This is a genomic window from Streptomyces sp. NPDC020362 (genome assembly GCF_040642095.1).
Taxonomy (GTDB): Bacteria; Actinomycetota; Actinomycetes; order Streptomycetales; family Streptomycetaceae; genus Streptomyces.
Map to the genome: position 1 here is coordinate 16,743 of NZ_JBFAET010000111.1, position 14,573 is coordinate 31,315.

Annotated in this window: 13 protein-coding genes and 1 pseudogene; 12 read left to right on the forward strand and 2 right to left on the reverse strand. The window is 70.2% G+C overall.

The window, feature by feature from the left end; genetic code table 11:
- Positions 1–9: 9 nt before the first annotated feature.
- The 6 genes from AB0H32_RS30735 to pssA all read left to right on the forward strand — a co-directional run bounded on the left by AB0H32_RS30735 (position 10) and on the right by pssA (position 6,399).
- Positions 10–2,037, forward strand: a complete 2,028-nt coding sequence (locus AB0H32_RS30735; protein WP_361127078.1) for a protein meaA — start codon at positions 10–12, stop codon at positions 2,035–2,037.
- Complete coding sequence (locus tag AB0H32_RS30740) at positions 2,034–2,993, forward strand: CoA ester lyase (RefSeq protein ID WP_361127081.1); 960 nt, start codon at positions 2,034–2,036, stop codon at positions 2,991–2,993. The genes AB0H32_RS30735 and AB0H32_RS30740 overlap by 4 nt, the downstream gene beginning before the upstream one ends.
- 5 nt (positions 2,994–2,998) lie before the next feature.
- Entirely contained in the window at positions 2,999–3,526 is a 528-nt protein-coding gene (locus tag AB0H32_RS30745; RefSeq protein WP_361127084.1) for a MaoC family dehydratase, read from the forward strand.
- A 2-nt stretch (positions 3,527–3,528) separates the two neighbouring features.
- Positions 3,529–4,734, forward strand: a complete 1,206-nt coding sequence (locus AB0H32_RS30750; RefSeq protein ID WP_263214331.1) for an acyl-CoA dehydrogenase family protein — start codon at positions 3,529–3,531, stop codon at positions 4,732–4,734.
- 170 nt (positions 4,735–4,904) lie between these two features.
- A complete protein-coding gene (locus AB0H32_RS30755; RefSeq protein WP_361127087.1) occupies positions 4,905–5,561 on the forward strand; it encodes a phosphatidylserine decarboxylase in 657 nt (218 codons plus the stop codon).
- Positions 5,562–5,583: 22 nt separating this feature from the next.
- Positions 5,584–6,399 carry a CDP-diacylglycerol--serine O-phosphatidyltransferase gene (gene pssA, locus AB0H32_RS30760; protein ID WP_361127110.1) on the forward strand — a complete coding sequence of 272 codons (816 nt, stop codon included), beginning with the start codon at positions 5,584–5,586 and terminating at the stop codon, positions 6,397–6,399.
- Positions 6,400–7,156: 757 nt separating this feature from the next.
- Here pssA and AB0H32_RS30765 read toward each other — a convergent pair.
- Positions 7,157–8,275, reverse strand: a complete 1,119-nt coding sequence (locus AB0H32_RS30765) for a glycerate kinase (RefSeq protein ID WP_361127113.1) — start codon at positions 8,273–8,275, stop codon at positions 7,157–7,159.
- A gap of 190 nt (positions 8,276–8,465) precedes the next feature.
- Here AB0H32_RS30765 and AB0H32_RS30770 point away from each other — a divergent pair, with 190 nt between their 5' ends.
- The 3 genes from AB0H32_RS30770 to AB0H32_RS30780 all read left to right on the forward strand — a co-directional run bounded on the left by AB0H32_RS30770 (position 8,466) and on the right by AB0H32_RS30780 (position 11,320).
- Entirely contained in the window at positions 8,466–9,539 is a 1,074-nt protein-coding gene (locus tag AB0H32_RS30770; RefSeq protein WP_361127090.1) for an ADP-ribosylglycohydrolase family protein, read from the forward strand.
- Between the two features lie 28 nt (positions 9,540–9,567).
- Positions 9,568–10,062, forward strand: coding sequence for an NUDIX hydrolase (locus AB0H32_RS30775; RefSeq protein ID WP_361127093.1), 495 nt, complete (start codon positions 9,568–9,570; stop codon positions 10,060–10,062).
- Between the two features lie 316 nt (positions 10,063–10,378).
- Positions 10,379–11,320 carry a YhjD/YihY/BrkB family envelope integrity protein gene (locus AB0H32_RS30780; protein WP_361127096.1) on the forward strand — a complete coding sequence of 314 codons (942 nt, stop codon included), beginning with the start codon at positions 10,379–10,381 and terminating at the stop codon, positions 11,318–11,320.
- A gap of 117 nt (positions 11,321–11,437) precedes the next feature.
- Here the strand turns inward: AB0H32_RS30780 and AB0H32_RS30785 are convergent, their stop codons facing one another.
- Complete coding sequence (locus AB0H32_RS30785) at positions 11,438–12,145, reverse strand: GAP family protein (RefSeq protein ID WP_361127098.1); 708 nt, start codon at positions 12,143–12,145, stop codon at positions 11,438–11,440.
- 436 nt (positions 12,146–12,581) lie between these two features.
- Between AB0H32_RS30785 and AB0H32_RS30790 the strand changes: the two genes are divergently transcribed.
- From AB0H32_RS30790 to AB0H32_RS30800, 3 genes and pseudogenes are all read left to right on the forward strand, one after another.
- Positions 12,582–12,809, forward strand: coding sequence for a ferredoxin (locus AB0H32_RS30790; RefSeq protein WP_361127101.1), 228 nt, complete (start codon positions 12,582–12,584; stop codon positions 12,807–12,809).
- Entirely contained in the window at positions 12,806–14,197 is a 1,392-nt protein-coding gene (locus AB0H32_RS30795) for an FAD/NAD(P)-binding oxidoreductase (protein ID WP_361127104.1), read from the forward strand. Before AB0H32_RS30790 ends, AB0H32_RS30795 begins: the two co-directional genes overlap by 4 nt.
- Positions 14,198–14,210: 13 nt before the next feature.
- Positions 14,211–14,573: pseudogene (locus tag AB0H32_RS30800) on the forward strand (cytochrome P450); the annotation flags it as partial.

Below are 14,573 nucleotides of genomic sequence, written 5' to 3' on the forward strand. Positions count from 1 at the left end.
GAGCCATAGATGACAGAGCGTCAGAAGGACCGTCCGTGGCTCATGCGGACGTACGCCGGCCACTCGACGGCCGAGGCGTCCAACGAGCTGTACCGGCGCAACCTCGCCAAGGGCCAGACCGGTCTGTCGGTGGCGTTCGACCTGCCGACGCAGACCGGCTACGACCCCGACCACATCCTCGCCCGCGGCGAGGTCGGCCGGGTCGGCGTGCCCGTCTCGCACCTCGGTGACATGCGCCGGCTGTTCCAGGACATCCCCCTGGAGCAGATGAACACCTCGATGACGATCAACGCCACCGCCATGTGGCTGCTGGCGCTCTACCAGGTCGTCGCCGAGGAGCAGGGTGCGGACATCACCAAGCTCCAGGGCACGACCCAGAACGACATCGTCAAGGAATACCTGTCCCGGGGCACCCATGTGTTCCCGCCGGGGCCGTCACTCCGGCTGACGACGGACATGATCGCGTACACGGTCTCCCACATACCGAAGTGGAACCCGATCAACATCTGCAGCTACCACCTGCAGGAGGCCGGGGCCACACCGGTGCAGGAGATCGCGTACGCGATGTCCACCGCGATCGCCGTGCTCGACGCCGTGCGCGACTCCGGCCAGGTGCCGCAGGAGCGCATGGGCGACGTGGTCGCGCGGATCTCCTTCTTCGTGAACGCAGGCGTCCGCTTCGTCGAGGAGATGTGCAAGATGCGGGCGTTCGGCCGCATCTGGGACAAGATCACCCGCGAGCGGTACGGCATCGAGAACCCCAAGCAGCGCCGCTTCCGCTACGGCGTCCAGGTCAACTCGCTCGGCCTGACCGAGGCGCAGCCGGAGAACAACGTCCAGCGGATCGTGCTGGAGATGCTCGCGGTCACCCTGTCCAAGGACGCACGCGCACGTGCCGTGCAGCTGCCCGCCTGGAACGAGGCCCTCGGCCTCCCCCGGCCCTGGGACCAGCAGTGGTCGCTGCGCATCCAGCAGGTCCTCGCGCACGAGAGCGACCTGCTGGAGTACGAGGACATCTTCGCGGGCTCGCACGTCATCGAGGCGAAGGTGGCCGCCCTCGTCGAGGAGTCCCTCGCCGAGATCGACCGCATCCAGGAGATGGGCGGCGCGATGGCCGCCGTCGAGTCCGGCTACCTCAAGTCGCAGCTGGTCTCCTCGCACGCCGAGCGCAGGGGCCGGATCGAGTCCGGCCAGGAGAAGATCGTCGGCGTCAACATCTTCGAGACGACCGAGCCGAACCCGCTCACGGCCGACCTGGACACGGCGATCCAGACGGTCGACCCGGCGGTCGAGGCCCAGGTCGTCGAGGGGATCGGCCGCTGGCGCGACACGCGCTACCAGCCGCCCTTCAACCACCCGCGCCCGTGCAAGGCGCTGGAGCGGCTGAAGGAGGCTGCCAAGGGCACCGGCAACCTCATGGAGGCCACCCTGGAGTGCGCCCGCGCCGGCGTCACGACCGGCGAGTGGGCCGGGGCCCTGCGCGAGGTCTTCGGGGAGTTCCGGGCGCCGACCGGTGTCTCCTCGGCGCCCATCGCCGTCCCGGTCGAGGCGGGCTCGGCGCTCGCCGAGGTCCGCGCCAAGGTGGACGCCACCGCCCGCGACCTGGGCTCCGGCAAGCTGCGCTTCCTGGTCGGCAAGCCGGGCCTGGACGGCCACTCCAACGGCGCCGAGCAGATCGCCGTGCGCGCCCGCGACGCCGGGTTCGAGGTGGTCTACCAGGGCATCCGGCTCACCCCGGAGCAGATCGTGGACGCGGCACTCGCCGAGGACGTGCACGCGGTCGGCCTGTCCATCCTGTCCGGATCGCACGCCCAGCTGGTGCCCGACGTCCTGGAGCGCCTCCGTGTGGCCGGTGCCACAGATATACCGGTGATCGCCGGTGGCATCATCCCCAATGGTGACGCCGAGGAACTCCGGGCCGCCGGAGTGGCCGCGGTCTTCACCCCGAAGGACTTCGACATCACCGGAATCATCGGCCGCATCGTCGACGAGATCCGGAAAGCGAACAAGCTCGACCCCCTGGAGGTCCCCGCATGACCGTCAACCGTCTCCGCCCGCGGCGCTCGTGCCTGGCAGTACCCGGGTCGAACCCGCGCTTCCTGGAGAAGGCTCAGGGCCTCCCGGCGGACCAGGTCTTCCTTGACCTGGAGGACGCGTGCGCGCCGCTCGCCAAGCCCGAGGCGCGGCACACCATCGTGAAGTTCCTCAACGAGGGCGACTGGACCGGCAAGACGCGGGTCGTGCGTGTCAACGACTGGACCACCGAGTGGACGTACCGCGACGTCGTCACGGTCGTCGAGGGCGCCGGCCAGAACCTCGACTGCATCATGCTGCCGAAGGTCCAGAGCGCCGAGCAGATCGTCGCCCTCGACCTGCTGCTGACCCAGATCGAGAAGACCATGGGCTTCGAGGTCGGCAAGATCGGCATCGAGGCGCAGATCGAGAACGCGCAGGGCCTCAACAACGTCAACGCGATCGCGCAGGCTTCCCCGCGCGTCGAGACGATCATCTTCGGCCCGGCCGACTTCATGGCCTCCATCAACATGAAGTCGCTGGTCGTGGGCGAGCAGCCGCCCGGCTACCCGGCGGACGCCTACCACTACATCCTGATGAAGATCCTGATGGCCGCCCGCGCCAACAACCTGCAGGCGATCGACGGTCCCTACCTGCAGATCCGCAACATCGACGGCTACCGCGCGGTCGCCCAGCGCGCCGCCGCGCTCGGCTTCGACGGCAAGTGGGTGCTGCACCCGGGCCAGGTCGAGGCGTCCAACGAGATCTTCTCGCCCTCGCAGGAGGACTACGACCACGCCGAGCTGATCCTGGACGCGTACGACTACTACACGTCCGAGGCGGGTGGCAAGAAGGGCTCCGCGATGCTCGGCGACGAGATGATCGACGAGGCCAGCCGCAAGATGGCCCTGGTCATCTCCGGCAAGGGCCGCGCCGCCGGCATGCAGCGCACCAGCAAGTTCGAGATCCCGGAGGCCTGAGCGCGATGCAGTTCGGACGCACCTACGAGGAGTTCGAGGTCGGGGCGACGTACAAGCACTGGCCGGGCAAGACGGTCACGGAGTACGACGACCACCTGTTCTGTCTCCTCACCATGAACCACCACCCGCTCCACATGGACACGAACTATGCGGAGAAGACGACGGACTTCGGCAAGAACGTCGTCGTGGGCAACTACATCTACTCCCTCCTGCTCGGCATGTCCGTCCCGGACGTCTCCGGCAAGGCGATCGCCAACCTGGAGATCGAGTCGCTCAAGCACGTGGCGCCGACCTTCCACGGCGACACGATCTACGGCGAGACGACCGTGCTCGACAAGTGGCCGTCCAAGTCGAAGAACGACCGCGGCATCGTCTACGTCGAGACCAAGGGTTACAAGCAGGACGGCACCCTGGTGTGCGTCTTCCGCCGCAAGGTCATGGTGCCCACCGAGACGTACATCAAGGAGCGCGGCGGCGAGCAGCCCGGTCGCCCGGAACTGACCGCACCTGCGGACAAGAACACGGAGAAGTAGGCATGGCCCGTCTCGCCCAGACCGCCGGTCTGACCGACGTCCAGCAGGAGATCCTCTCCACGGTTCGGGACTTTGTCGACAAGGAGATCATTCCTGTCGCGACCGGACTGGAGCACCGCGACGAGTACCCGCAGCAGATCGTGGACGGCCTGAAGGAACTCGGCCTGTTCGGTCTGATGATCCCCGAGGAGTACGGGGGCCTGGGCGAGTCGCTCCTCACCTACGCGCTGTGCGTGGAGGAGATCGCCCGCGGCTGGATGTCGGTGTCCGGCATCATCAACACGCACTTCATCGTCGCGTACATGCTCAAGCAGCACGGCACGCAGGAGCAGAAGGACCACTTCCTGCCGCGCATGGCCGCCGGTGACATCCGGGGCGCCTTCTCGATGTCGGAGCCGGGCCTCGGCTCCGATGTGTCGGCGATCACGTCGAAGGCGGTCAAGGACGGCGACGAGTACGTCCTGAACGGCCAGAAGATGTGGCTGACGAACGGCGGCACGTCCTCGCTCGTGGCCGTCCTGGTCCGAAGTGACGAAGGACACCCCGAGGGCACGGCCCCCCACAAGTCGATGACCACCTTCCTGGTCGAGAAGGAGCCCGGCTTCGGTGAGGTCCGCCCCGGCCTGACGATCCCGGGCAAGATCGACAAGATGGGCTACAAGGGCGTCGACACCACCGAGCTGATCATGGACGGCCTGCGCATCCCGGCCGACCGGGTGCTCGGCGGCGTGACGGGCCGAGGTTTTTACCAAATGATGGACGGCGTGGAGGTTGGCCGCGTCAATGTGGCGGCACGTGGCTGCGGCGTCGCCCAGCGCGCCTTCGAGCTGGGTGTCCAGTACGCCCAGCAGCGGCACACGTTCGGCAAGCCGATCGCCCAGCACCAGGCCATCCAGTTCAAGCTGGCCGAGATGGGTACCAAGGTCGAGGCCGCACATGCCATGATGGTCAACGCTGCACGCAAAAAGGACTCCGGGGAACGAAACGACCTCGAGGCCGGGATGGCGAAGTACCTCGCCTCCGAGTACTGCAAGGAGGTCGTGGAAGATGCCTTCCGCATCCACGGCGGCTACGGCTTCTCCAAGGAGTACGAGATCGAGCGCCTCTACCGGGAGGCCCCGATGCTGCTGATCGGTGAAGGTACCGCCGAGATCCAGAAAATGATCATCGGGCGCAGGTTGCTCGAAGAGTATCGATTCCAGGGCTGATTGTCCGGAAACGGGGTGTTTTCTTCGAGAAGAAGATCACACCCCGTCAACGGGGTTCAGCCGCCGACTCGGCTTCGTGGCTTGCCCAGTTGCGGCCCGCGCCCGGTACGATCCCCGGAAAGCCGCCGTCCCCCGTTACAGCGCGGCATCATCCGCTACGAAGGTCATCCATGCCCCACAGCCAAACCTCTGCACATCGAGACAGCCTGGCCGGCGTACGCCTCGCGCGCGGAGCATCGCCGTGGCTTCTCCCGACCGTCGCCACCGCAGCCGTCAGCCTTCTGCGCGCTCGCCGCTCCGGCGCCGCCAAGGCGGTCGCCGTACCCGCCACCGCGCTCGCGGCGGGCATGCTGTGGTTCTTCCGCGACCCCGAGCGCGAGATCGCCCAGGGCCGGGTCATCTCGCCCGCCGACGGTGTGGTGCAGAGCATCATGCCGTGGAAGGACGGGCGTACCCGCGTCGCGATCTTCATGAGCCCGCTCAACGTCCACGTCAACCGCGCGCCCCTTTCGGGCACGGTGACGTCCGTCGAACACATCCCCGGTGGCTTCGTTCCCGCCTTCAACAAGGAGAGCGAGAACAACGAGCGCGTAGTCTGGCATTTCGACACCGAACTCGGCGACATCGAGATGATCCAGATCGCCGGCGCGGTGGCCCGCCGCATCGTGCCCTACATCCCTGAGGGCACGAAGGTCGAGCAGGGCGACCGAATTGGTCTGATCCGTTTCGGCTCGCGTGTCGACCTCTACCTGCCCGAGGGCGTGGAGGTCGCGGTCGAGGTCGGACAGAAGACCGTGGCTGGGGTGACTCGCATTGACCGTGATTGATCCGGAGACCCAGGCGGGCTGGGTGCCCGAGGCCGAAGAGGTGGACGAAGAGGAGGAGATGCCTCTTTCTCTCCGCCTCTCAATAGCGGACACCCTCACTCTGGGCAACGCCACGTGCGGATTCATGGCGGTGTACTTCACCACCACCGGCATCCTGATCCCGCACCTCACCGGCAGCCAGGAGTCCGGCATGGCCCGCCACAGCGCGGCCACGGCGGTCATCCTGATGCTCTGCGCGGCGGTTTTCGACCTGTTCGACGGCCTGGTGGCGAGGAAGCTCCGCTCCTCCCCCATGGGCGCGGAGCTGGACAACCTCTCCGACCTGATCAGCTTCGGACTCGCGCCCGCGTACTTCGTCCTCGTCTACGGCATGGTCGCGGACGACGCGCACCAGCGCATGGCGGCGCTCGGGGCAATCGTGGTGCTCCTGGCCGTCGTCCTGCGTCTGGCCCGCTTCTCGTGCGTGACGCCCACGAACGGCATGTTCCAGGGCATGCCCTCGCCGTTCGGCGCGCTCACGGTCGTCTCGATCGTGCTGCTGGAGCTGCCCTTCGTGGCGACGCTGCTCGCCATCCTGGGGACGGCGTGGCTGATGGTGAGCCGGGTGGAGTACCCGAAGCCGCGGGGCCGCCTCGCCGGCGCGATGCTCGGCTGGATCGTGCTGTCCATGGGCCTGCTGGCCGCCTGGGCCTTCGACGCCCCGAGCGGTCAGCTGCTGCTCCAGACGGGCTGCGCGCTGCAGCTGGTCATGGGCGCGGTGATCCCGCTGTTCGCCACGGCTCGCCGGGTGAACAACTTCCGTGACAACCGGCGGGAGGCGCGGGCGGCGCAGTCGTAACGCCGCGTGACGCTCCGCTGAGAGGGCTCCGGACCTGTTTGGTCCGGGGCCCTTCGCGTTGCGCCCGGCATCGGCGCGGACCGCCCCGGGGCTCCGCCCCGGCCCCTGTCGTCCTCTCTCCCGCCCACCCGTCTCGCCCGGCTACGAGTGTGCTCTCCCCCGCCGCCTCCTCCCACGCAGTCTCGACAGCAAGGAGGACATCGGCCCGGGAGCCCGCCCGGGTGCCGCCCCGGGAGCCCGCCCGGGTGCCGCCCCGGGAGCCCGCCCTGGCGCCGCCCCGAGTGGCTGCGCCAGGGACCGTCTGCGGGGCTCGGGGGGACCGCCACGGGCGGGTCCGAGGCCACGGACGCAGACGGCTCGGAGAGCACGGCTTGGACAGGCTCTGAGGGCAGGGCACGGCACGGGCGGTTGCGGGGCGACGGCTCAGGCGACCGAGCGGACTCCGGCTCGGGGCACGCGAGGGTGCCGTACGGGGCGGCGTCGGCTCGCCCCCTCGACGCGCCTCTCGCCCCGCCGAGACCGGCGGGGCGGGTGGTCCGATGCCGCCTCAGGCCGGGCACAACGGCACCCGGCCAACCGCACCCCACACACCCCACCCCACGGCCCCCTCCACCCACCGAGACAGGCGGCGGATCGGCCGGTGCCGTCTCAGGCCTGGGGCGACGGCACGCGGTGAAGGACGCCCACTCGCCTCGCCGCACGGCCCACCCCTCCACCCACCGAGACGGGTGGGCGGGTGGGCCATAGGCTCCCGGCCTCAGGAAAGGTGCGCCTCGGCGATGCGGACCGCGACGCGCTCCAGGATCGGCCCGGCCTCGGCGATGCACTTGGCGACGTCCGGCTCCACGGAGGTGAGCGGGTAGGCACGGGAAATCCCGGCCCGCTGCAGTGCCTCCTCCGGCAGAGCCAGCCGCCCGCACACCGCGACGACCTCCTTGCCGGCCGCACGCGCCGCCGCGGCAACCCCCGCCGGCGCCTTCCCGTGCAGCGTCTGCTCGTCCAGCGACCCCTCACCGGTGATCACCAGATCGGCCCGCCCCAGCGCCGGCGCGAACCCGAGGACGTCCAGCATGACCTCGATGCCGGGCCGGAAACGGGCACCCAGGAGCAGCGCGCCGTAGCCGATGCCACCCGCCGCCCCGGCGCCGGGCGCCGCCGCGTACTCCGCGGCACGCGACCCCACGGCCGCCTCCAGCACCTCGGCGAAGTGGGCGAGGGCCACGTCCAGCGTCTCCACGTCCTGAGGTGACGCCCCCTTCTGCGGGCCGTACACCGCGGGCGCGCCCTTCGGCCCGGTCAGCGGATTGTCGACATCGCTGGCGAGCACCAGTTCCACGGCCGACAGACGTGCGTCGAGGCCGGACAGGTCGGCCCGCGCCAGTTCGGCAAGTCCTCCGCCGCCCGGCGCCACCGGCTCCCCGTCCGCGTCCAGGAACCGCGCGCCGAGCGCCGACAGCATCCCGGCGCCGCCGTCCGTCGTCGCGCTCCCGCCGACGCCGAACACGATCGTCCGCGCGCCCGCGTCCAGCGCGGCCCGCAGCAGCTCGCCGGAGCCGTACGTGGAAGAGGTCAGCGGCGCGAAGACACCGGCAGGCAGCCGCTGCAGCCCGCTCGCCTCGGCCATCTCCACGACCGCGGTCCCGCCGCGCAGCGCGAACGCGGCGGTGACCTCCTGCCCGAGCGGCCCGGCGACCCGGACCTCGCGCCGCTCGAACCCGGCCGCGACCGCCGCGTCCACGGTTCCGTCACCGCCGTCGGCCACGGGCAGCGCCTCGACCGCGACGCCGGGCACGACCCGGCGAAGCCCGGCCGTCACCCGCTCGGCGACCTGTACGGCCGTCAGCGAGCCCTTGAACTTGTCCGCGGCGATGAGCACCCGACGGGTCTCGTTCACTGCAGCGTCCGCCACCTTGCTTTCCCCTTGCTCTCCGGGCCCCGCGCACATCAGCACGTCAGGGCCAGTCGCGCCGTTGCGACCATAACCGGCGGACACCCCCGCCGTCATGCCCCGACCGAACGCTGGGCAGCGGCGGGGAGGGGCCCGGGAAAACGGGTACACCCCAGCCATGGGCAACCAGGGCACCGAGCCGGACCTCGCCGACCGCATCCACGGCGGCTGGCTCGGCCGGATCGCGGGCAACATGCTGGGCAAGCCGGTCGAGCAGGGCGAGGTGTGGACGCGCGAGCGCATCGACCGGTACCTGCGGCAGGCCGCCGCCCTGCCGCTGACCGACTACCTGCCCGAGCCCGCCGACGCGGCCGACAGCGCCGTACTGCGCCCGGAGTGGCGCCAGTGCGTGCGCGGCAGGATCCACGGCAGCTGCCGTGACGACGACGTCGACTACGCCGTCCTCGGCCTCGACCTGCTGGAGACCCACGGCTTCGGCTTCAGCACCGAGCAGGTCGGCGACCTGTGGCTGCTCAGGCTGCCGTACCTGCAGACGTTCACCGCGGAGCGGGCGGCGTACCGCAATCTGGCGAACGGTCTGAAGCCGCCGCTGACGGCGACGTACGACAACCCGTACCAGGAGTGGATCGGCGCGCTGATCCGCGCCGACGTCTATGGCTGGACCTGCCCGGGCGACCCGCGCCGCGCCGCCGGGCTGGCCCGCCGGGACGCGGTGCTCTCGCACACCGGCAACGGCGTCTACGGGGCGATGTTCGCGGCCGCGCTGATCTCGGCGGCGTTCACGGCTCCGGACGTGCGGGACGCGCTGGAGACCGCGCTCGCGGTGATCCCGGCGAGCAGCCGTCTGGCCCGTACCGTGCGCCGGGCCGTGTCCCTGCACGAGACCCGGCTGCCGTGGGAGGAGACGCTGGCCACCCTCTCCACGGAGACCGCCGGTCTCGGCTGGATCCACACCGTCCCGAACGCCGCCGTCCTCACGGCAGGACTGCTCTACGGCGACGGCGACTTCACCCGCACCCTCGCCCTGACCGTCCGCGGCGGCCTGGACACCGACAGCAACGGCGCGACGGCCGGGTCCGTGGCCGGGGTGTTCACCGGCGCCGCGGCCATCCCTGCCCGGTGGAAGGACCCGCTCGAGGACACGGTCCGGAGCGCGGTGTTCGGCTTCGACGGCGTGCGGATCAGTGCGCTGGCCGAGCGCACCCTGCGCCTGGCGACGACCGGGCAGTAGCGGTCCTGGAGCTGGTTACCCTTCCTGGATGACCACGACTGACGACTTCGCCGCGTACATCGCGAGCCTGCCCCGTGTCCTCGCCGGTGCCGCCGCGCTCTTCCGGGACGAGGAGGGACGCGTGCTGCTGGTCGAACCCAACTACCGTGAGGGCTGGGCCCTTCCCGGCGGCACGATCGAGTCGGACGACGGCGAGACGCCGCGCCAGGGAGCCCGCCGGGAGACCCTGGAGGAGATCGGCCTCGACCGGGAGCTGGGCCGGATGCTGACGGTGGACTGGGTGCACGGCACGGGACGGCCACCGCTGGTGGCGTACCTGTACGACGGCGGTGTCCTCACCGAGGCGGAGTTCAAGGCCATCCGCCTGCAGGAGGAGGAGCTGCTGTCCTGGCGGCTGGTGCCCCGTGAGGAGATCACCGACCACCTGCCCGGCGCCCTCGGCCGCCGCGTCCTGACCGCACTGGACGTCCTGGCGGAGAACGCGGGCACGGCAGAGCTGGAGAACGGCCACCGGGTGGCCTGACACCCCCGGCACACCGGGCCGATCCGCTCCCCCGCCGGAAGGGAAGGCACCACACCGGCCACACCATGCCGGGTCCACCGTTCGTCCGGTCGCGGGCGCCGCGCCCCGGCGCGCCGGGGGTGCGGTGGTGGTGCGGCGGCGGTGCGGCGGCGGTGGTTTTCAGCGGCGGCTTGATCGGCGGAGACCCCGCCACGCCGGTCGCCGGTCGCCGGTCGCCGGTCAAGCGGACACGGTGCGGGCGGGGCCGGTGGGACACCTGCCTGACGTGCTGCGGAGCGCCCCGTCCCCCACCCTGGGGGGAGGAAGGAGCGTCGTCATGCCCAGTACCGGGAGGGTGCCGCCAGGGGGCATGCTGCGCCTGCACCGCCGAGCCGCCGGCGCATCCCGTCGGCGGAGATGGACGCGTCGGCTGGCCGCCTCCGCCCGGTCCGCGCACGCACGCGCGGCGACCCGGTTCCCGGTGGTCACCCACCTCGCGGACCGCATGGTGTCGGTGAACATCTTCGATTCCGCCACTCGCCTCGCGGCCCAGTCCTTCCTGACCGCGGTTCCGCTGCTCTTCGTGGTCGGCGCGTACGCTCCGCCGCCGGTGCGCCACCAGCTCATCACGTCCGTCCGTACCGTCTTCGGGGTCACGGGCGCCGTGGACGCCCAGCTCGTACACGCGCTCAGTCCCACGACGGGCAATTTGCAGCAGGCGACCGGCGTGGTGGGCGGGCTGATGGTGCTGCTCTCCGCCACCGCGGTCAGCAGGGCGCTGCAACGGCTGTGCAAACGGGCCTGGGAGATTCCCCGGGCGGGGACCAGGATCGCCCCCTGGCGTTGGCTGGCCTGGCTCGTCCTGTGGTTGGCGGTGCTGGTGGTGCAGGGCCCCATGCGCGACGGGTTCGGCGTCGGGGCCTGGCTCGGAATCCCGTTCACGGTGCTCGGTCTGACGGGTCTGTGGTGGTGGACCCAGCACCTGCTGCTCGGCGGCCTGATCGGCTGGAAGCCCCTGCTGCCCGGTGCGGTGATCACGGCGATCGCCCTCACCGCACTGAGCGGGACCGCACGGTTGTATCTGCCGCGGGCGCTCAACCACGGTCTCTCCGAATACGGATCCCTCGGCCCGGTGTTCATCATGCTGTCGTGGCTGATCGTGGTCTGTGTCGCCGTCGCGATCAGCATCAGCGCGGGTGCCGTCGTGGCCCAGGAGCCGTCGCTGGCCAGGCGTCTCGGAAGCCCGCCTCCGGTTCGGGACCGGACCGGGCAGCCGTAGGACCGTCGGCCGTGACGCTTTCGTCCATGGCACTCCCGGCCATGGCACTCCCGGTCGTGGCACCGCCGGTCGTGGCACTCCCGGTCGTGGCACTCCCGGCAGCGGACGCCGGCTCGGTCAGGAACTGAGAACGTCGATGCCGTCACCCAGCAGCTTCAGCCCGAACACGAAGAACAGAACCGCCATGACAGCCGTGTTGTGCCGCGCCGCCCATTCCTTCCAGTTGCTCAGCATGCTCTTCGCCCGCTCGCCCATGACCAGGAAGACCGCCAGCGGAGTCAGCAGCCCGACGGAAGCGACGACGACGAAGATCGCCAGCGCGGCGATCTGCTCTGCGACCGGGAGCCCCGACGAGCTGATGTTCGCCGCTGCGGCAATGGTCAGCGGGGCGTTCTTCAGGTTTCCGGCCGACAGCACAAGGGCGAGAAGGAAGACCTTCACCGGTGTGAAGCGGTCGATCGCAGCCATCCACTGAGGCAGCTGTGCCTGTGTGACATCGGCAGGGCGATGGCGCCACAGCCGCACCGCAAGAAGAACCAGTGCCACGCCCAACGCGAGCTTGAGGGCCCCCACCCAGTCGGCCGGTTGCCCGTGCGAGGTGGCATTCCCGTGGCCGCCGATGACCAGCATCACCGCGCCCAGGGCCGACAGGCCCACCACCCAGCCGGTGGCGAACACCAGTCCGTTCATGCGTCCATGGGGCGTGGCCAGCACGATGATGATGGCGATGATCGGAAGAGGACTGACGGCGACACCGGCCGCCAGGCCCAGCACGTCTCCCAAGACGTTGCCCATGAGTGCCTCCGGCGCATCGAAGAACTGCACTGATCGCAGCCGTCGCCCGACCGACACTTTGGAGGTCGGTCGCTCCGCAAATGGTGGGTCGCTCCAGCCACCTCTAAAGAATCGACCACGGCGCACGGTCTTTGCCGCATGGGCACGTGGCGCGCGAGTGAATGGCGGTCATGGCATCCCCGTACCCCACTCCCGGGTGCAGGTGATGTACGCGAGGGATAGGCTTTCGAGTGCAAGGTCACGTTCTCCGGGCGGTTTTGCGGACCCCGGTCGCCTTGTTCGCGACGGTCAGTTCTTTCTGACGACCAATTCCTTCTGCGAAGACCCGACGAGCGTGGTGCACTCCTTGGCATTTCGCGGGGGTGGGCACCGGCCGAATTCCTTCTCGCGATGCCTGTCTCGCGCTTTGTGCGTCGGAGTGCGCAGGCTTCAGGGTCAGCAGCTTGCAGTCCCCGCGGAGGTCGGGATGAGAGTTGTCGTTGATCTTTCCCGATGTGAAGGGTATGCGCAGTGCGCGTTCCTGGCACCGGACGCGTTCCGGATGCACGGCGAGGAAGCGCTGATGTACGACCCGAAGCCCGACGACGCCCGGCGCGACCAGGTGCTGCGTGCCGCGGCGGCCTGCCCGGTCCAGGCGATTCTGGTCGACCGGCTGGAGGGGCGGGAGGCACCGGTGGAGGCGTCGCCGTCATGACCAGTGCGGACAATCTGCAGGCGTTCAGGCGCGACGGCCGCATCGTGATCGTCGGGGCGTCACTGGCGGGGCTGCGGGCCGCGGAGGCTCTGCGCAACGAGGGCTTCACGGGCTCGTTGACCATGATCGGTGACGAGTCGGGCGAGCCCTATGACCGGCCTCCCCTGTCCAAGCAGGTACTGACCGGGTGGGTGTCGGCCGGGGACACCACGCTGCCGCGACGTCGTGCCATCGATGCGGAGTGGCTGCTGGGTGTGCCCGCCACCGGGCTGGACCTGGCCACCAACCACGTCCGGCTCGCCGACGGACGCGAGGTTCCCTTCGACCGGGTGCTGATCTCCACCGGGGTGCGGGCCCGGCCGTGGTTCGTCGAGAGCGAGGCGGCCCTGGACGGGGTGTTCGTGGTCCGTACGCGCGAGCACGCCGAGGGCCTGCAACGAGCCCTCGCCGCCGGGCCCTCCCGTGTACTGGTCATCGGTGCGGGATTCACCGGCTCCGAGATCGCCTCCATCTGCCGCGAGCGGGACATCCCGGTGACCGTCGCCGAACTCGCGCCGGCCCCGCTGGTCGGGGCGCTCGGTGCCATGATCGGTGACGTCGCGGCCGACATGCAGCGCGCTCACGGGGTCGACCTGCGCTGTGGCGTCAAGGTCACCCAGCTGGAGGGTGACGCGCAGGGACGGTTCCGCCGCGCTCACTTCGACGACGGCAGCACCCTCGACGCCGACGTGGCGGTGGTGGCGCTCGGGGGCATCCGCAACACCGAGTGGCTGCGGGACTCGGGGCTGGCGGCAGGTGTCTGGGGAATCGCCTGCGACACGGGTTGCCGTGCCCTGGACCTCAACGGCCTGATCACCGACGACGTCTTTGCCGCCGGCGACGTGGCCCGTTGCCCGAATCCGATCTACGAGTACCGGCTCATCTCGCTGGAGCACTGGGCCAACGCCGTGGAGCAGGCCGAGGTCGCCGCACACAACATGGTCAGTGGCCAGGCGGACCGCTGGCCCCACCTGTCCATCCCGCTGTTCTGGTCGATCCAGTTCGGCGTGAACATCAAGTCCGTCGGCGTGCCGACCTTCGCCGACGAGGTCGTCGTCACCCAGGGGTCGGTGCCCGACCACCGTTTCGTCGCCGCCTACGGCTATCGGGGCCGCGTCACCGCGGCGGTGAGCTTCAACAACGCGAAGTGGCTGGACCACTACCGGCAGCTGATCGAGACGGCCGCCCCCTTCCCGCCGCCCTGCCCCACGCCCGACCAGCCCGCCGACATGAAACCGGTGCCCGTCGACTTCCCCGGCCCCGCCCTGCTCGCCCAGGGAGCCACCGTGGTCGTCACCGGTCACGACCCGAGTGAGCGGCGGGTCACGGCCGTGCAGCAGCACCGGTAGGAGGCAGAGCGAGATGACCACGACCGAGACGCCCGACACGCTGCACCGGATCCTCGACTACTCCTCCCGGGCCGATCCGTACCCGCTCTACGCCGAGCTGCGCAGGACGCCGGTGGCCCGGCAGGAGAACGGCAGCTACGTCATCAGCACCTACCGCGAGCTCACGGACGTACTCCACGACCCGCACCTGAGTTCCGACGTCCGCAATCTGGCGCGTCCGATGGAGGCAGCCGCGGCCGAGAGCACGCCGGCGTTCATCAACATGGACCCGCCCGAGCACGACCGTCTGCGGCGCATGGCCATGCGCCACATCGGCCCCCCCCACACCCCCGGGCTGGTGTCCGGCCAGGAACCCACCCAGGCCCCCAACGTCAGC